This is a genomic window from Bradyrhizobium sp. ORS 375, from assembly GCF_000239775.1.
Classification (GTDB): Bacteria; Pseudomonadota; Alphaproteobacteria; order Rhizobiales; family Xanthobacteraceae; genus Bradyrhizobium.
Genome location: NZ_CAFI01000356.1, coordinates 1 through 16,969 on the forward strand (window position 1 = coordinate 1; position 16,969 = coordinate 16,969).

A 16,969-nucleotide genomic window follows, 5' to 3' on the forward strand; every position below is an offset into this window, starting at 1 on the left:
CGCTTCGTCGCTTCGTTCCTCGCAATGACGGTGCGGTTAACAAGGCGTACAGGCCGCCCTACTAGTTACTCGTCATGCCCGGGCTTGACCCGGGCATCCATCCTTCTCGCGAAGTGTGAGGGATGGCCGGGTCAAGCCCGGCCATGACGAGGAGAGATCTGGGCTCAGAACACGGCGTGGTCGCCGCGCTCCGCCGCGGCCTCGCCGCGGATCAGCTCGGCGTAGTAGTCGAACAGCGTCTCGTTGCCCGTCGACGGCGTCGCGTCGGCGTCGTACCGGCCGGTCGCGGGGTCGAGCACCAGCATCGACTCCGTCGCATAGTAGCGGCCGATGCGGGCGAGTTCGGCCTTGTCGGCGAGCGACGGCACGATCCGCCTGGCGACGTCGAGCCCGCCGATAATGACGTCGAGCAGCGCCACCGGGACGCGGCGGATGGTCGGCTTGCGGCCGAGCAGCGCGAACAGATGCTCGGCCTGATCGAGCGGCGTGATGGCAGGGCCCGGGCCGCCGATCGGCAGCACCTTGTTCCAGCGGCTCTCGTCATCGAGACAGCCGGCGAGATAGTCGCCGAGATCGGCGTCGCTGATCGGCTTGCATGCGGTGAGACGGCCGTCGCCGAACACAAGATAGGGCCGACCCTGCTGCACGCGCGCGACCTGCCCGGACAGCGACTTGAAGAACGCAGTGGGGCGGACAATCGAATAGGTCAGGCCCGCCCCCATCAGTCGTGCCTCGAACGTCAGCTTGGCCTGCTGAAACGCCAGCAGCGGCTTCTGCACGCAGATGGCGGACAACAGCACGAACTGCCCGACGCCGGCCTGACGAGCCGCCTCCAGCACGTTCACATGGGCCTGATAGTCGATCGCCTGGGCGTCCCTCGGCGCGCCGGTCCGCGAGGCCATACAGGAGACGACGGCATCGAAGGGCTCACCGCGAAAACCGTCGCGCGCCAGCGAGGCCGGATCGGTGACATCGCCGGTCCTGACGGTGGCGCCCGGGATCGTCATTGCGTCGTTGCGCGGGCGGACGAAGCAGACCACCTCGTGACCCCGCGCAAGCAGCGCATGCACGGTCGCACGGCCGATCGTCCCGGTCGCGCCGAGCATGAAGACGCGGCGGGGATTGGGCAACGGGTCCACGGCGAAAGAAATCATTGGCTTGAGCAGCCCCCTGGAAACGAGCCCGATCTATATCACGGTCCGTCCTTGCGCGGCGTTGAGACTGCCAATGGAGCTCTCGTCATGCCCGGGCTTGTCCCGGGCATCCACGTCGTCCGGCGCGGTCGGTGCGACGTGGATGGCCGGGACGAGCCCGGCCATGACGGGCTGAAAGAGCTGGGCACAATCCGAAAGCTCGGTGTCGTCGCAACTCTCCGCCTCCGCTGCCGTGACCGGACTGTCGCTTCGCGATCCGCGAATGCCTCACGCCGCCTGCGGCGTCTTCTCCAGGATCAGCGTGTGGATGCCGCAGGTGCCGCTGTAGAGGCTCATGACGCGCGTGCCCGGCTTGCGCCCTGCCCGTGGCTCGGACACCTGCAGCCCCGCAGCGAGCAGCCGCGCACGCGTGGCCTCGATGTCGGCGACGCGCCAGCTCAAGCCCCACAGCTTGTCATTGGCCTTGTCATTGCCGGCCACCGGGCGCTTCACCACCTCGACGATCAGGTCGCCGCAGCGGAAGAACATCAGCTGACCCCATTCCTGATGGCTGCGGTCGAGCGCCATGTCGAGGCCGAGCCGCGCGCCATACAGCGCGGCGGCGCGCTCGGGGTCCTCGGTCGAGACCACGATGTGATCGAGGCCGAGCACGGCGCTGTCGGCGGTCGTCTCCGAAACCGGCCGCGGCTGGCTGAGCTCCAGGAAGAACATGCGCACGCCGCGGGTGAGATCGGTCATCGCCCGCGTGCGCTTCCAGTGCAGCGTCTGGCCGGAGACGCGGTCGGTGCTGTCGACCTCGGCGATCGGGTCCGGCTTCAGCGCCACGCGCTCCAGCCGGCGGTGCATCTTGCCGATGTCGCCCGTGGCGAAGCAGATCGAGGCGAGCCCCTCGCCCCAGATCTTGAGCACGTTGCGGATGCGGTCGGCGCCGGGGCTCTGGCCCACCGGTGCCATCAGCTCGAGACTCATATTGTCGAGCGTGAACAGCACGCGGTCGGCGCCGTCGCCCGAATTCTGCCAGGACGGCTTGCGCGCCAGCAGCGTCTCGAACGTGGCGCTGCCGGCCTTGATGTCCTCGAGCAGGACGACGACGTGGTCGAGACCGGTGATCACGGGAACAGCCCTCGCGTGTTCTTGGCGTTGCGGACCTTCTCGACGCCGATCGCCATCGCGGCCGTCCGGTGCGGAATGTCGTCGGCCTTGGCGCGCGTCACCATCTTCTCGAACGCGCGGTCGAGGATCTGGTACTCGCGCCGCATCACCTCCTCCTCCTCCCAGAACAGTTGCTGCAGATCCTGCACCCATTCGAAATAGCTGACGATGACGCCGCCGGAATTGCAGAGAATGTCGGGAATGAGGAAGATCTCCTTGCGACGCTGGTCGAGCACCAGATCGGCATCCGGCGTGGTCGGGCCGTTGGCGGCCTCTGCGATGACGCGGCATTTCAGGTTCGCCGCCACCTTGGCGTCGATGACGCGCTCGATCGCCGCCGGCACCAGGATGTCGCAGGCCAGCGTCAGAATTTCCTTGGGATCGAAGGCGAGCTCGGTGGAGAAGCCGGCGATGCTGCCATGCTTGGCCGCATGCGCCATCAGCGCGGGAATGTCGAGGCCTCGGGAATCATGGAGCGCGCCGGTATGATCGCTCACCGCAATCACCTTCATGCCCATCTGGTGGAACCCGAGCGCGGCATAGGAGCCGACATTGCCGAAGCCTTGCACCACGACGGTGGACTTGGCGGGATCGATGCCGAGCACGTCCATCACCCGGCGCGAGACGTGGGCGACGCCGCGGCCGGTGGCTTCGCGGCGGCCGAGCGTGCCGCCGGAAAACACCGGCTTGCCGGTGACGATCTCGGTGACGGTCTGGCCCTGATACATGGAGTACGTATCCATGAACCACGCCATCACCTGCTCGTTGGTGCCCATGTCCGGCGCCATCACGTCGGTGTGCGGGCCGACGAAGGGGATCATCTCCTGCATGTAGCGGCGCGACAGCGACTCGAGCTCGCGTTTCGACAGCTTGGACAAATCGACATTGACGCCGCCCTTGGCGCCGCCATAAGGCAATCCCACAAGGGCGCACTTCCAGCTCATCCAGATCGCGAGCGCGGCGACCTCGCCGATATCGACGGTCGGCGCAAAGCGGGTGCCGCCCTTGGTCGGGCCCATGGTCAGGAGATGCTGGACGCGGTAGCCCTCATAGACGGCAATGGTGCCGTCGTCCTTGTGGATCGGACACGAGACGGTGATCGCGCGCTTGGGCAGCAACAGCCGGTCGCGCTCGTCGCCTGGGATGCCAAGGTGATCGGCGATCACGTTGAACTGATTGGTCGCCATCTCGAAGACCGGACCCGCATAGACAGTCATCTTCCACTCCCGAATCTGCGCTCCTGCTGGCCGGCAACCATAGCGCGACCCTTGGGCCGGCGGCAGGGGGCCGGCGGTTGCAGGGGGCCGATCTCAACCACCATGGTGACGATTTGACGAAGATTTTCAGCGTTGATCCGCTTTAACCGCTTGCTAATCTGCGGCGCCGGGGCCGCGATCACCCCTTAGTGAGACAGAAATGCCAATGCAGGCCCTCTTTATCGGACAGACCTACATCGACGTGACGTTCATTACCGACCACATGCCGACCGGAGACGAGAAGCACGTCGCCTCCGACTACGCCGTGTCGTTCGGCGGCAATGCGGTCACTGCGGCATTTTGCTGCGCCAAGCTGGGCATCGTGCCGGACCTGATCGCCACCGTGGCGAATGACTGGCTCGGGCGGATGTTCCAGGACATGACCGCGAAATACGGCATCTCCGTACATCCACGGAAGGTCAACGCGTCCTCGCTGTCCTTCATCATGCCCAAGGACGGCAAGCGCGCCATCGTACGCTGCCGCGACGATGCGCATATCCATCCGTTCCCGCTGCTCAATCTCGGCAATTGCCGGGCCTTGCACGTCGACGGCCACCAGCCGGACGCTGCGCTGCATTATGCCAAGCTGTGCCGCGAGGCCGGCATCCTGACCTCGCTCGACGGCGGCGGCCTGCGCACCAACACGCATGAGCTGCTGGAATACATCGACGTCGCCATCGTCGCCGAGCGGCTGTGCGAGCAGATGGATCTCACGCCGGAGAAGATGCTCGACTACCTCAAGGGCCGCGGCTGCCGCATCGGCGGCGTCACCCAGGGCGAGAAGGGGCTGCTGTGGTACGATGAGGTCGGCGCCGTGCATACGCTGCCCGCCTATCCGATCCCGCGCGAGCGCGTCATCGACACCAACGGTGCCGGCGACGTGTTCCATGGCGCCTACGTGTACTCGTATCTGGCCAATCCGGCGAACAGCTGGAAGGAGCATTTCGAGTTCGCCCGCGCGGCCTCGACCTTCAAGATCCAGAAGCTCGGCAACGAGGCCGGCCTGCCGACGCTCGCCGACATCGAGCTCGTACGGCAGGAATTCGAGGCCCGCGTCTAGCGGCTGTTTGGGAGAGAGCGGATGGGACGGGTCGTCGTCGCGGGCAGCATCAACATGGATGTGGTGGCGACGGCCGAGCGCCATCCGCGCATCGGCGAGACTGTGGCCGGCCAGTCGGTGATGTATTTTCCCGGCGGCAAGGGCGCCAACCAGGCGGTGTCAGCCGCCAAGCTCGGCGCGCCGACGGCGCTGATCGGCCGGCTCGGCCGTGACGCGTTCGGCGAGCAACTGCGCGTATTTCTCGCCGATCAAGGCATCGATCTCGCGGCGGTGAAGGACAGCGCTGGTGGATCGACAGGAACGGCAATCATCACGCTGGCGAATGCCGACAACACCATCGTGGTGATCCCCGGCAGCAATGCCGAGGTCAGCGTTGACGATATCGCGCAGATTGCGTTGAGCGCGGGCGACGTGGCGGTGAGCCAGTTCGAGATCCCGCAGGCGACCATCATTGCGTTCTTTCAGCAGGCGAAAGCCGCCGGCGCGACGACGATCCTCAACCCTGCTCCCGCCGGCGCCTTCGCTCAGGGGCTGTTCGCGCTGGTCGACGTCCTCGTGCTCAACGAGACCGAACTGGGATTCTTGTCCGGCGTCGAGATCGGCGACGCGCCGCCGCAGGCCGTCGATGCCGTTGCCGCGCTCCATCCGCGCGCGGACCAGACCATCTGCGTCACGCTCGGCGCGCGCGGTGCGATCGCCGTTCGTGGCGGTGATGCCAGGCTGGTCGAGGGCCGCGCCGTGAAGGCGGTCGACACCACAGGCGCCGGCGACTGTTTCGTCGGCGCGCTGGCGGCGCGGCTATCGCAAGGCGCTGCGATCGCGGACGCGATCGCCTATGCCAACGTCGCCGCCTCCATCTCCGTGCAGCGGATGGGCGCCGGCCCGTCGATGCCCACAGCCGAGGAGGTCCGCGCGGCTCTCTAGGCGAGAGCGCTCTTCAGGTCGAAGCTCGGATCAGCAGCCTTGACCGCATCCACGGTGCCACCCGCCGCCAGCAGCTTGCGGCCGAACATGTGGTCGCCGGCGCGATTGACGGACTCGATGCCGACCAGCCGGCCCTCCTTGTAGCAGAATGCGGAGAATGCCTTTTGCGCCGGATCCCCGCGCAACACGACCTGGTCATAGCCCGTGGTGAGCCCCGCAATCTGGAGCTTGTCATTGGCCTGATCGCTCCAGAACCACGGCTGCCCGTCATATGGCTTGACGTCGCCGGTGAGCCGCGCGGCGACGCAGCGGGCGTGATCGGTGGCGTTCTGCACCGACTCCAGCCGCAAGGTGCCGCCGAAACGCTGGCTGGCAAACAGCGCACAATCGCCGATCGCCGAGATGTGCGGATCGCTGGTGAGCAGATATTCGTCGACCACGATGCCCGACGCGACCTGCAATCCCGCTTCGGCCGCGAGCTCGACATTCGGCAGCACGCCGACGCCGACCACGACGAGGTCGGCGGGGATATGCCGGCCGTCGCTCAGGCTGACGCCCGTAACCTTGTTGCCGTCGGCCTCGATGCTGGTCGCCTGCACACCGAGATGGATGCGCACGCCGGCATCGGCGTGCTGCTTTTGGAAGTAGTCGGAGATTTCCGCCGTGACCGCCCGCGCCATCACCCGCGCGCCAAGCTCGAGCACGTCGACCTCGAGGCCCTTGATGCGGGCGGTGGCCGCGAATTCGAGGCCGATGAAGCCGGCACCGATAACGACAACGCGCTTCGAGTCACCGAGCAAGGCCCTGAGCGCTTCGCTGTCATCCAGGATACGCAAGTAACGCACCGACGGAAGATTGGCATTGGGAAGGTCGAGCATCCGGTTGCGCGCACCGGTCGCGAACACGAGGTGGCCGTAGTCCAGCGTCTTGCCGGAGGCGAGCAGCACCTTGCGCTGCTCGCGCTGAACCGCAACGGCACGGTCGTAGATGAGGTCGATGGTCTGGTCGGCGTAGAACTTCTGCGGCCGGAACATCAAGGTCTCGGGACCGCCAGTGCCCTTGAGATAGGCTTTCGACAGCGGCGGCCGCTGATACGGCAGATGCGGCTCGTCGTTGATCAGGTGGATCGGATCGGCAAAGCCTGCCTGCCGCAGCGAGGTCGCGAGCTGAAAGCCCGCATGCCCCGCGCCTACGATCACCACCGGTCCCTTGGTCACAGCACCCTGCCTCATTCTGTCCATTTCCCGTGTTTGCGCGCCTCGTCTGCTCCGGGTTTACCTCCCGTCGTATCAGCGGAACCGGGTTGTCGCAGACTTCCCCGGCATTGTCACCGGCCGGCTGTGCGCTTTAAATGCGGCAACAACCATACAAGGGAGGAATGAATGTCGGATGCAGCTGCGGAACCCGCTCGCCTGAGCATCGACGGCCCGATCGCGACCATCACGCTCGATCGCCCGACGGCATTCAACGCCATCAACCTCGCCATCGCGCAGCGCCTGGAGCAACTCGCGAGGCAGGTGGAGGCGGATCCGAGCATCCGGGTGCTTGTTCTCAAGGGCGAAGGCCGCGCCTTCTGCGCCGGCGGCGACCTGCAGACGATCGGGGCCGCGGCCGAGGCCGACACCATCACGCCGGTCGTGAGCGAGCTGTTGCATCACTACCACGCCTTCATCGCGAGCCTGCGGCGCATGCCGAAGATCGTCCTGGCCAGCGTGCACGGCTCGGCGGCAGGCGCCGGCATGTCGCTCGCCTTCGCGGCCGATCTCTGCATCGCCACCGAGGAAGCCCGATTCACCCCGGCCTATGCCAAGCTCGGCGTCTCGCCCGACGGCGGCGGCACGGTCGGTGTCGTCGCCACCGCAGGCGTCCGGCGGGCGCTGCAGATCTTCCTGGCCGAGGACAGTTTTACGGCCGGGCAAGCGTATGAATGGGGTCTGGTCGCCAAGGTCGTCCCCGCCTCTGAACTCGCTACAGCCACCGAGGCCTTGGCGCAGCGGCTGGCGCAGAACATGCCAGCGGGAATCGCAGCAACAAAGGCGCTGATCCATCGCGCGCCAGGCAGTTCGGTCGAGGACCAGCTCGCCGCCGAACGCGATGCGATCATCAACTGCATGCACACCGACGAATTCCGCGCCGCCGTGAAGCGCTTCACCAGCAAGGGAAAGTAGGACTGCGCTCACCCCTTCCCCTTGCGGCGCATGAAATCGAAATCGCAGCCGTCATCGGCCTGCAGGATCGTCTCATGAAACAGGTGGGCGTAGCCGCGCTCCGCCCAGTCGGGCGTCGTCGCCGGCTTCAGCTCAGCGCGTCGCCGCTCGAGTTCTGCGTCATCGACCAACAGATCGATGCTGCGTTTCGCGACATCGAGCCGGATCATATCTCCGGTCCGCACCAGCGCCAGCGGACCGCCGACGGCCGACTCCGGCGTGATGTGCAGCACGATGGTGCCGAACGCCGTGCCGCTCATCCGCGCGTCGGAAATACGCACCATGTCTTTGGTGCCACCCCGCGCGAGCTTTTTCGGGATCGGCAGATAGCCCGCCTCCGGCATCCCCGGCGCCCCCTTCGGCCCGGCATTGCGCAGCACCAGCACGTCGTCGGCGGAGACGTCGAGATCGGGAGCATCGACCCGCAGCGTCATGTCCTCGACCGACTCGAACACGACGGCGCGACCGGTGTGCTGCAGCAGCTTCGGGCTCGCCGCGGAATGCTTGATGACGGCACCGCGCGGCGCGAGATTGCCCGTGAGCACCGCGAGCCCCCCCTCCGGCTTGATAGCGTCATCACGCGAGCGGATCACGTCCTGGCCGGGCACATCCTCGGCGGCAGCCACGATCTCGCGCAGCGACTGGCCGGTGATCGAGCGGCAGTCGAGGTCGATGAGGTCGCCGAGCTGCTTCATCAGCTTCGGCACGCCACCGGCATGATGGAAGTGCTCCATGTAGTGATCGCCGGACGGCTTGAGATCGACCAGCACCGGCACCTCGCGACCGATGCGGTCGAAGGCGTCGAGATCGATCATGTGCGGCGTGCGGCCGGCAATCGCGGTGAGATGCACGAGCCCGTTGGTCGAGCCGCCGATGGCCTGGAGCACCACCTGCGCATTCTTGAAGGCCGCCGGCGTCAGCAACTCGCTGGGCTTCGGCCCCTTCGCCTTGGCCATCTCCGCCGCGACGCGGCCGCTCGCTTCTGCCGAGCGGAATCGCTCGGCATGCGGCGCGGGAATTGTTGCGCTCATCGGCAACGACAACCCGAGCGCCTCGGTGATGCAGGCCATCGTGGAGGCCGTGCCCATCACCATGCAGGTGCCGACCGACGGGGCGAGCCGGCCGTTGACCGCCTCGATCTCGCTGTCGTCCATCTCTCCGGCGCGATACTTGGCCCAAAGGCGCCGGCAATCGGTGCACGCCCCGAGCACCTCGCCCTTGTGATGGCCGACGACCATCGGCCCGACCGGAATCACCACCGTCGGCAAATCGGCCGAGACCGCGGCCATGATCTGCGCCGGCAGGGTCTTGTCGCAGCCGCCGATGACGACGACCGCGTCCATCGGCTGGGCGCGGATCATCTCCTCGGTTTCCATCGCCATCAAATTGCGCAGGTACATCGACGTCGGATGCGCAAAGCTTTCGGCGATCGAGATGGTGGGAAACACAAACGGCATCGCGCCGGACAGCATGACGCCGCGCTTCACCGCCTCCAGGATCTGCGGCACGTTGCCGTGGCACGGATTGTAGTCGCTGTAGGTGTTGGTGATGCCGACGATGGGCCGGTCGAGCGCATCGTCGGAATAGCCGGCGGCCTTGATGAAGGCCTTGCGCAGGAACAGCGAGAAGCCGGCATCGCCGTAAGCGGTCAGTCCCTTGCGCAGGCCATCGGTCATGGTCTTCTCTTCCACTCTCATTGTCGTTCCGGGGCGCGCAAAGCGCGAACCCGGAATCCAGACATTGTCTTGCACTCTCACATCGAGATTCCGGGTTCGCGTCCTGCGGACGCGCCCCGGAATGACGATGTCTTATCAACCCCAGTCGATGATCCGGCTGGTGTCGCCGTCGAACTCCGTGGTGCAGAACGCGCCGCCCTGGAAATAGTCCCCGATCGGATCGGCCGGCAGCTTGGCCTGCTCGGCCATGGCGTGCTCGTGGAAATCCTCGGCGCGGCCTGTCGGGCGATAGCCGAGATCATAGGCGCGCTGGTTGTCCCACCAGGCCCGCTCGTTCAGCGAGGCGCCGTACAGCACTTCGAAGTGAATATCGGGATGCTCCAGGCCGATGCGGCAGAGCTGGACGAGATCCTCCGGCTTCAGCCAGATCGACAGCCGGCGCTTGTCGAGCGGCTTGTCGCCGAAATTGCCGATGCGCAGACAGGTCACCTTCAGCCCGTGCTTGTCGGCATAGAGCGAGCCTACGGCCTCACCGAAGACTTTGCTGACGCCGTAGCGGCCGTCAGGACGCGGCTGCACGTCATTGTCGATCTTGCGATGGCGCGGATAGAAGCCGACCGCGTGGTTCGACGAGGCGAACACCACGCGCTTCACACCCTTGCGGCGCGCGGCCTCGAACAGGTTGTAGCCGCCGATGATGTTGGCCTGCAGGATGTCGTTCCAGGGACCCTCGACCGAATAGCCGCCGAAATGGATGATGCCGTCGACACCCTCGCACAGCGCCTCGACCTGAGCGAGGTCGGCAAGATCGGCCGCCTTGAAGGTCTCCTGACTGGAGAGATCGGCTGGCGCGCGGAGGTCGCTGAGCAAAAGGTCCGGATAGATCGGCGGCAGCAGCTTCCGCAACGAAGTGCCGATTCCACCGCTCGCACCGGTCATCAAGATACGTGGCATTTCATCCCTCGTGTTGGGTCCGCAGGTTTGCGGTCGTGACAAGCCGATGATAGCAGAGATCGCAACCGCGCAATAACAGGACGGGCCAAATGTCCGACGGAAACGCTCACGTGCAGGGCTGGCGCCCTGCCACTTTCTATCCCGATCCGGCGATTCAGGCGCTGGACCCCCGCTTCGAGAAATACTGGCTCAAACTCTCGGCTGTCGAACGCCTGGCCACAGGCCTGCGCTGGGCCGAGGGGCCGGTGTGGTTCGGCGACGGGCGCTATCTGCTGTGCAGCGACATTCCGAACCAGCGCATCCTCAAATGGGAGGAGGAAACCGGCGCGGTGTCGGTGTTCCGCAAGCCCTCGAACTTCGCCAACGGCAACACCAGGGATCGGCAGGGCCGGCTGGTCACCTGCGAGCATGGCGGACGCCGGGTCACGCGCACCGAGTATGATGGGTCGATCACGGTGCTGATGGACTCGTTCGACGGCAAGCGGCTGAACTCGCCGAACGATGTCGTCGTCAAGTCCGACGGCTCGATCTGGTTCACCGATCCGACTTTCGGCCTGCTCGGCAATTACGAGGGCTACAAGGCCGAGTCCGAAATCGACGCCAACGTGTACCGGATCGATGGCGTCACCGGCCAGGCGAGCATCGTTGCCGAGGGCGTGCTGGGACCGAACGGGCTGTGCTTCTCGCCTGACGAATCCATCCTCTATGTCGTCGAATCCCGCGGCGTGCCGAACCGCAAGATCCTCGCTTATGACGTCTCCGCCGACGGGACGAAGCTCACCAACAAGCGCGTCCACATCGATGCCGGGCCGGGGACGCCGGACGGCATGCGCTGCGACGTCGACGGCAATCTCTGGTGCGGCTGGGGCATGGGGTCGCCCGAACTCGACGGCGTCATGGTGTTCGCGCCCGACGGCGCGCCGATCGGACGCATCGCCCTGCCCGAGCGCTGCGCCAATGTCTGCTTTGGCGGCCTCAAGCGCAACCGCCTGTTCATGGCCGCCAGCCAGTCGATCTACGCGCTCTACGTGAATACGCAGGGCGCGCTGGGCGGGTGATGGATCGTCATTGCGAGGAGCGAAGCGACGAAGCAATCCAGAGTCCTTGCTCAGCCCTGGATTGCTTCGCTGCGCTCGCAATGACGGAGACCTATCAGGCCGCGTTGTAGCCCGCGACGGCCTTGACCTCGAGATACTCCTCAAGACCGAAACGGCCCCATTCGCGGCCGTTGCCGGACTGCTTGTAGCCGCCGAACGGCGCGGTGCGGTCGTTCGGGACGCCCTGGAGGTTGACGTTGCCGGCGCGGATCTTGCGGCCGATCTCGCGGGCCTTCTCGATGGTCGGCGCGGTGACGTAGCCGGCGAGACCATAGGGCGTGTCGTTGGCGATCTTCACCGCCTCGTCTTCGTCCTTGGCGCCAATGATCACCAGCACCGGTCCAAAGATCTCCTCGCGCGAGATGGTCATCTCGGGCTTGACGTCGGCGAAGATCGTCGGACGGACATAGAAGCCCTTGTTGACGCCCTCGGGCAGGCCCGGACCGCCGGCGACGAGCGTCGCGCCCTCCTCGATGCCCTTGTTGATCAGCGCCTGGATCTTGTCCCACTGGCCGCGATTGACCACCGGACCGATGGTGGTGCCCTCGCCGCGGGGATCGCCGGCCTTGGTCTTGTCGGCAACGCCCTTGGCGATCGCGGCCACTTCCTTCATCCGCGCGGCCGGCACGATCATGCGCGACGGCGCATTGCAGGACTGGCCCGAATTGTTGAACATGTGCATGACGCCGCCGATCACCGCCTTGTTCAGGTCGGAGCCTTCTAGGATCACGTTCGGCGACTTGCCGCCGAGCTCCTGGCTGACGCGCTTGACGGTCGGTGCCGCGCGCTTGGCGACGTCGATGCCGGCGCGGGTCGAGCCGGTGAACGAGATCATGTCGATGTCCGGATGCTCGCTCATGGCGGCGCCGACCTCCGGCCCGAGGCCGTTGATGAGGTTGAAGACGCCCTTCGGCACGCCGGCTTCATGCAGGATCTCGGCGAAGATCAGTGCCGAGGTCGGGGTGAACTCCGACGGCTTCAGGATCATGGTGCAGCCCGCGGCGAGCGCCGGCGCGACCTTGCAGGCGATCTGGTTCAGCGGCCAATTCCAGGGCGTGATCATGCCGACGACGCCGACCGGCTCGCGCACCACCACGGAGGACGGCAGCGTCTCCTCGAACTCGTACTTCTTCAGCACATCGAGCGTCGACATCAGATGGCCGAGACCGGCGCCGGCCTGCAGCTTCTCCGCCATCGGCAGCGGCGCGCCCATCTCGTCGGACACGGCTGCGCCGATCTCCTTCATGCGGCCCTTGTAGATCGCGATGATCTTCTCGAGCAGCGCGACGCGCTCCTCTCGGCTCGTTTGCGAAAAGGTCTCGAAGGCGCGCTTGGCGGCGGCGACGGCCTTGTCGACATCGGCCTTGGAGCCCAGCGCAACCTCGTACATCGCCTCTTCGGTCGCCGGATTGACGACCGGGGTGGACTTCTTGACGACCGGATCGACCCAGGCGCCGTCGATGTAGAATTGCAGGCGATTGACCATCGGAAAACCTCTTCAGGTGGAAGCATATGGGGGAGCGGCTGCGCGCGGACCGGCATCCTGGCACGCGCGATCCGCGGGATGAACCCGCCACATGCGGGGACCGGGGTTGCGTCCCGCGGATATAGGAGCAAGGCCGCGACCGGCGCAAGCCGACGGGCCTGCGTTTCGTCGCCGCTGCATTTTGCGCCGCAACACGCGCGGCTCCCTCTTTTCGCCTCCAGCAGGCCTTCATTCCGGATGGCAGAATTCAGGCCGTCAAAGATTCATTCCAAGATGTGAACTGCTTCACATTGGGCTTCGATCGCCCTGGCTAATCTCCTCGTCATAGACATGACGGCATCTCGAAAGGACGCCGGAGACGATTTCAGAACCGATAATTTCGCCTGTTCTTATTGCGTCGCCTTTCAGCACGTAGACATTTGATCCAAGTTGCGACGCCGTCTCCTTCACCCCAGGTGAGGGAGGCGGCGTCCTCGTTTCTGGCCCGCCTCACACCGCCATCTTGCGATGCCGCACCGGCGCGCCCGTCAGGCTCTCGGCGGCATCGATGATCGCGTTCGCGTCCATGCCGTTGTGGCGATAGAGATCGTCGATCGTGCCGGTCTGGCCGAACTTCTCCACGCCCAGCGCCTCGACTCGATGGCCGCGCACCGAGCCCAGCCAGCCGAGCGTCGCCGGATGACCGTCGATGACGGTGACGATGCCGCAATCGCGCGGCAGCGGCGCCAGCAGTTGCTCGATATGGCTGAGATGCTGCACGCCGCGGCGATGCCGCCGCAGTCTGCGCGCGGCGGTCCAGCCGGCGTGCAGGCGGTCGGCCGAGGTGATGGCGAGCAGGCCGACGTCGCGGCGGGATTCGCCGATCAGCCCGGTGGCCTCGATCGCCTCCGGCGCGACCGTCCCCGTATACGCAATGATCACCTCCGCGTTCGGCCCCGGCTTGCGCAGCCAATAGGCGCCGGCGGCGATGTCCGCTTCCATCTCCGGCGTCATGATGCGCTGCGGCTGGTCGACCGGGCGCGTCGACAGCCGCAAGTAGACCGAACCGCCCTCGCCCGGCGCGGCCTGCATGTGGGCGAAGCCCCACTTCATGATCGCGGCGAGCTCGTCGACGAAGGCCGGCTCGAACGACGACAGGCCGTCCTGCGCCATGCCGATCAGCGGCGTCGCGATCGACTGATGCGCGCCGCCCTCCGGCGCGAGCGTGACGCCCGACGGCGTCGCCACCACCATGAAACGGGCATCCTGATAACAGGCGTAGTTCAGCGCATCGAGGCCGCGCTCGATGAAGGGATCGTACAAGGTCACGATCGGCAGCAGCCGCGCGCCGTTGATGGAATGCGACAGGCCGAGCGCCGAGGCCATGATGAACAGGTTCATCTCGGCGATGCCGAGCTCGATGTGCTGGCCCTTCGGCGAAGCCGCCCAGTTGAAGGTCGAGGGGATCTTCTCGCTGCGGAACAGATCGGCCTTCTCGGCATGCGCGAACAGGCCGCGGCGGTTGACCCAGGCGCCGAGATTGGTCGAGACGGTCACGTCCGGCGACGAGGTCACGATGCGTGAGGCCAGTGCAGTGTCGCTGCGCGCGAGGTCGTTGAGGATCAGGCCAAAGCCCTGCTGCGTCGACATCTGCGCCGCCGCAGTGAAGGTCAGCCGCTCGGGCACATCGAACACGGCATCGTCGAGCCGGCGGCCATCGCGGTTGAACGGCACCGATGCGAGGAACGCCTCCAAGGTCGCCGCGTCCTGCGTCAAACCCTCGAACTTGTCCCACTCATGGCCCGGTCGGATGTTCTGCTGCGCGCGCCAGGTCTCCATCTGCGCGACCGTCATCAGGCCGGCGTGGTTGTCCTTGTGGCCCTGGAACGGCAGGCCGACGCCCTTGATGGTGTAGGCGATGAAGCAGACGGGACGGTCGTGATCGATGGACTCGAACGCCTCCAGCATGCTCGCCATGTCGTGGCCGCCGAGATTGGACATCAGCGCCAGCAGCTCGTCGTCGCTGCGCTTGTCGAGCAGCCGCGTCACGTCGCCCTGGTCGCCGATCTCGTCCTGGATGTGCTTGCGGAACGCCGCGCCGCCCTGGAAGCACAGCGCCGCATACAGCGCGTTGGGGCAGTTGTCGATCCAGCGCCTGAGCGCCTCGCCGCCGGGCTCGGCGAAGGCTTCGCGCATCAACTTGCCGTATTTGACGATCACCACGTCCCAGCCGAAATTGCGGAACATGGTCTCGAACTTCTCCCACAGGCCTTCGCGCACCACGGCATCCAGGCTCTGGCGGTTGTAGTCGACGATCCACCAGGTGTTGCGCAGGCCGTGCTTCCAGCCCTCCGCCAAGGCCTCGAAGATGTTGCCCTCATCCATCTCAGCGTCGCCGACCAGCGCGATCATGCGGCCCTCGCGGCGGTCCTTCATCCAGCCATGCGCGTTGACGTAGTCCTGCACCAGCGAGGAGAACAGCGTCTGCGCGACGCCGAGGCCGACCGAGCCGGTCGAGAAGTCGACATCGTCGACGTCCTTGGTGCGTGACGGATAGGACTGCGCGCCCTTGAAGCCGCGGAAGTTCTCCAGCTTCTCCTTCGTCTGCCGGCCGAACAGATATTGAATGGCGTGGAAGACCGGGCTCGCATGCGGCTTGACCGCGACGCGGTCCTCGGGACGCAGCACCGAGAAGTACAGCGCCGACATGATGGTCGCGAGCGAGGCCGAGGACGCCTGGTGGCCGCCGACCTTCAGGCCGTCGATGTTCGGCCGGATGTGGTTGGCGTGGTGGATGGTCCAGGACGACAGCCACAGCGCCTTGCGGGTCAGCGCGTTCAGGATGGCGAGACGGTCTGACGATGCGGATGCTGTCGTTGCGGATGGCGTCAATGCAGATGGCTTGGCCATGGCGCGCTGCTCCCAGGGGCGTTCGGTGGATTCGTTGACTCTAATCCCGCCGGGGCGGCCATAATTCTCAAATTTTCGCGCATGCCCGGCCGTTATTGGGATATTTTCCCACCATATCGATCTATTCCGGTACCATATCCCAATGCCCGACCTCGACGCCATCGACCGCAAGATCCTCGGCCATCTCCAAGCTGACGGCCGCATCACCATGCAGGAGCTCGCCGACAAGGTCGGCCTGTCGGTCTCGCCCTGCCACCGCCGCGTCAAGCTTCTGGAGGAGCGCGGCGTCATCACCCGCTATCTCGCCACCGTCGACCAGAAGGCGCTGGGGCTGCACGTCTCGGTGTTCATCTCGATCAAGCTGGCGCGGCAGAAGGAGGAGGACCTCAAGCGGTTCGAGAAGGCGATCTCCGCCTGGCCCGAGGTGCTCGAGTGCTATCTGATGACGGGCAACCGCGACTACATGCTGCGCGTGGTCGCGGCGGATCTGTCCTCGTATGAGGTGTTCCTGAAGACCAAGCTGACCAGGCTCGACGGCATCGCTTCGATCGAGTCGAGCTTTGCGCTGAGCCAGGTGAAGTACTCGATCGCCCTGCCGGTGTGAGCCGAGGTGCCGCCACGCCCACCGCCGTTGTCCCGGATCGGCGCGTGCTACGCACGCTTGTTCGGGACGACGGCGGTAGACTGGGTGACGGCAGTGCCTCGTCGCAGTCGAAGCGCGGCAAATGTGACGCGAGCTGCCTCGGCATCCTCAAGCGTCGTCCCGGCGAACGCCGGGACCCGTACTCCGCAGCGGGTGTGGTAAGACAAGACTGGTCCAACATCTCGCGCAACAACATCTCCCTGGGGTTATGGGTCCCGGCGTTCGCCGGGACGACACCGTGCTTGTTGACATGAGACGCTCACCAGGATCTCCGTCATTGCGAGCGCAGCGAAGCAATCCAGGGCGGCGCAAAGAACTCTGGATTGCTTCGCTGCGCTCGCAATGACGCGCGTGGTCTCTGCCGTGCTCACGTGTCCGACTGCAGTTGCTGATGCATGAGAATACGGTTTCGCGATCTCGCGACGCGTTTTGCGTCCGAGCTTTGATGTCCAGCATCGCCCCTCAATAATG

Annotated in this window: 13 protein-coding genes; 5 read left to right on the forward strand and 8 right to left on the reverse strand. The window is 65.8% G+C overall.

The window, feature by feature from the left end; genetic code table 11:
• Nucleotides 1-164: 164 nt before the first annotated feature.
• The 3 genes from BRAO375_RS25250 to BRAO375_RS25260 all read right to left on the reverse strand — a co-directional run bounded on the left by BRAO375_RS25250 (nt 165) and on the right by BRAO375_RS25260 (nt 3,523).
• Nucleotides 165-1,106: an NAD(P)H-binding protein gene (locus BRAO375_RS25250; RefSeq protein ID WP_009030287.1), complete on the reverse strand. Its 942-nt coding sequence runs from the start codon at nt 1,104-1,106 to the stop codon at nt 165-167.
• A gap of 315 nt (nt 1,107-1,421) precedes the next feature.
• Nucleotides 1,422-2,267, reverse strand: a complete 846-nt coding sequence (locus tag BRAO375_RS25255) for a VOC family protein (protein WP_009030289.1) — start codon at nt 2,265-2,267, stop codon at nt 1,422-1,424.
• The gene (locus tag BRAO375_RS25260) at nt 2,264-3,523 is read right to left on the reverse strand and encodes a Glu/Leu/Phe/Val family dehydrogenase (RefSeq protein ID WP_009030290.1); all 1,260 of its coding nucleotides are present in this window, start codon (nt 3,521-3,523) and stop codon (nt 2,264-2,266) included. Before BRAO375_RS25260 ends, BRAO375_RS25255 begins: the two co-directional genes overlap by 4 nt.
• Nucleotides 3,524-3,728: 205 nt before the next feature.
• Between BRAO375_RS25260 and BRAO375_RS25265 the strand changes: the two genes are divergently transcribed.
• Together BRAO375_RS25265 and BRAO375_RS25270 are read left to right on the forward strand one after the other, a co-directional pair.
• Nucleotides 3,729-4,622, forward strand: coding sequence for a sugar kinase (locus BRAO375_RS25265; protein ID WP_035642093.1), 894 nt, complete (start codon nt 3,729-3,731; stop codon nt 4,620-4,622).
• Nucleotides 4,623-4,643: 21 nt separating this feature from the next.
• Complete coding sequence (locus tag BRAO375_RS25270; RefSeq protein WP_009030293.1) at nt 4,644-5,546, forward strand: ribokinase; 903 nt, start codon at nt 4,644-4,646, stop codon at nt 5,544-5,546.
• Here BRAO375_RS25270 and BRAO375_RS25275 read toward each other — a convergent pair.
• Entirely contained in the window at nt 5,543-6,778 is a 1,236-nt protein-coding gene (locus tag BRAO375_RS25275; RefSeq protein WP_009030294.1) for an NAD(P)/FAD-dependent oxidoreductase, read from the reverse strand. The genes BRAO375_RS25270 and BRAO375_RS25275 overlap by 4 nt on opposite strands.
• Before the next feature lie 150 nt (nt 6,779-6,928).
• Here BRAO375_RS25275 and BRAO375_RS25280 point away from each other — a divergent pair, with 150 nt between their 5' ends.
• Nucleotides 6,929-7,714, forward strand: coding sequence for an enoyl-CoA hydratase/isomerase family protein (locus BRAO375_RS25280; protein WP_009030295.1), 786 nt, complete (start codon nt 6,929-6,931; stop codon nt 7,712-7,714).
• Nucleotides 7,715-7,722: 8 nt separating this feature from the next.
• Here the strand turns inward: BRAO375_RS25280 and BRAO375_RS25285 are convergent, their stop codons facing one another.
• On the reverse strand, nt 7,723-9,429 hold the full coding sequence (locus tag BRAO375_RS25285; protein ID WP_009030296.1) for an IlvD/Edd family dehydratase: 1,707 nt from the start codon (nt 9,427-9,429) through the stop codon (nt 7,723-7,725).
• Between the two features lie 135 nt (nt 9,430-9,564).
• The gene (locus BRAO375_RS25290) at nt 9,565-10,383 is read right to left on the reverse strand and encodes an NAD-dependent epimerase/dehydratase family protein (protein WP_035642095.1); all 819 of its coding nucleotides are present in this window, start codon (nt 10,381-10,383) and stop codon (nt 9,565-9,567) included.
• Nucleotides 10,384-10,472: 89 nt separating this feature from the next.
• Here BRAO375_RS25290 and BRAO375_RS25295 point away from each other — a divergent pair, with 89 nt between their 5' ends.
• Nucleotides 10,473-11,441 (forward strand): SMP-30/gluconolactonase/LRE family protein, encoded by a 969-nt coding sequence (locus tag BRAO375_RS25295; protein ID WP_009030298.1) that lies wholly within the window; start codon nt 10,473-10,475, stop codon nt 11,439-11,441.
• A gap of 94 nt (nt 11,442-11,535) precedes the next feature.
• On the opposite strand, the gene BRAO375_RS25300 is transcribed toward BRAO375_RS25295, so the two are convergent.
• The gene (locus tag BRAO375_RS25300; protein WP_009030299.1) at nt 11,536-12,966 is read right to left on the reverse strand and encodes an aldehyde dehydrogenase family protein; all 1,431 of its coding nucleotides are present in this window, start codon (nt 12,964-12,966) and stop codon (nt 11,536-11,538) included.
• 489 nt (nt 12,967-13,455) lie between these two features.
• On the reverse strand, nt 13,456-15,855 hold the full coding sequence (locus tag BRAO375_RS25305) for a thiamine pyrophosphate-binding protein (RefSeq protein ID WP_009030300.1): 2,400 nt from the start codon (nt 15,853-15,855) through the stop codon (nt 13,456-13,458).
• A gap of 142 nt (nt 15,856-15,997) precedes the next feature.
• Here BRAO375_RS25305 and BRAO375_RS25310 point away from each other — a divergent pair, with 142 nt between their 5' ends.
• Entirely contained in the window at nt 15,998-16,459 is a 462-nt protein-coding gene (locus BRAO375_RS25310) for an Lrp/AsnC family transcriptional regulator (RefSeq protein WP_009030301.1), read from the forward strand.
• Nucleotides 16,460-16,969 lie beyond the last annotated feature (510 nt).

What these genes read in the sequence shown, in the direction of transcription:
- BRAO375_RS25250 (WP_009030287.1), bottom strand. Translation starts at nt 1,106, where the DNA reads ATGCTCGGCGCGACCGGGACGATCGGCCGTGCGACCGTGCATGCGCTG.
- BRAO375_RS25260 (WP_009030290.1), bottom strand. Translation starts at nt 3,523, where the DNA reads ATGACTGTCTATGCGGGTCCGGTCTTCGAGATGGCGACCAATCAGTTC.
- BRAO375_RS25265 (WP_035642093.1), top strand. Translation starts at nt 3,729, where the DNA reads ATGCAGGCCCTCTTTATCGGACAGACCTACATCGACGTGACGTTCATT.
- BRAO375_RS25270 (WP_009030293.1), top strand. Translation starts at nt 4,644, where the DNA reads ATGGGACGGGTCGTCGTCGCGGGCAGCATCAACATGGATGTGGTGGCG.
- BRAO375_RS25275 (WP_009030294.1), bottom strand. Translation starts at nt 6,778, where the DNA reads ATGAGGCAGGGTGCTGTGACCAAGGGACCGGTGGTGATCGTAGGCGCG.
- BRAO375_RS25280 (WP_009030295.1), top strand. Translation starts at nt 6,929, where the DNA reads ATGTCGGATGCAGCTGCGGAACCCGCTCGCCTGAGCATCGACGGCCCG.
- BRAO375_RS25285 (WP_009030296.1), bottom strand. Translation starts at nt 9,429, where the DNA reads ATGACCGATGGCCTGCGCAAGGGACTGACCGCTTACGGCGATGCCGGC.
- BRAO375_RS25290 (WP_035642095.1), bottom strand. Translation starts at nt 10,383, where the DNA reads ATGCCACGTATCTTGATGACCGGTGCGAGCGGTGGAATCGGCACTTCG.
- BRAO375_RS25295 (WP_009030298.1), top strand. Translation starts at nt 10,473, where the DNA reads ATGTCCGACGGAAACGCTCACGTGCAGGGCTGGCGCCCTGCCACTTTC.
- BRAO375_RS25300 (WP_009030299.1), bottom strand. Translation starts at nt 12,966, where the DNA reads ATGGTCAATCGCCTGCAATTCTACATCGACGGCGCCTGGGTCGATCCG.
- BRAO375_RS25305 (WP_009030300.1), bottom strand. Translation starts at nt 15,855, where the DNA reads ATGGCCAAGCCATCTGCATTGACGCCATCCGCAACGACAGCATCCGCA.
- BRAO375_RS25310 (WP_009030301.1), top strand. Translation starts at nt 15,998, where the DNA reads ATGCCCGACCTCGACGCCATCGACCGCAAGATCCTCGGCCATCTCCAA.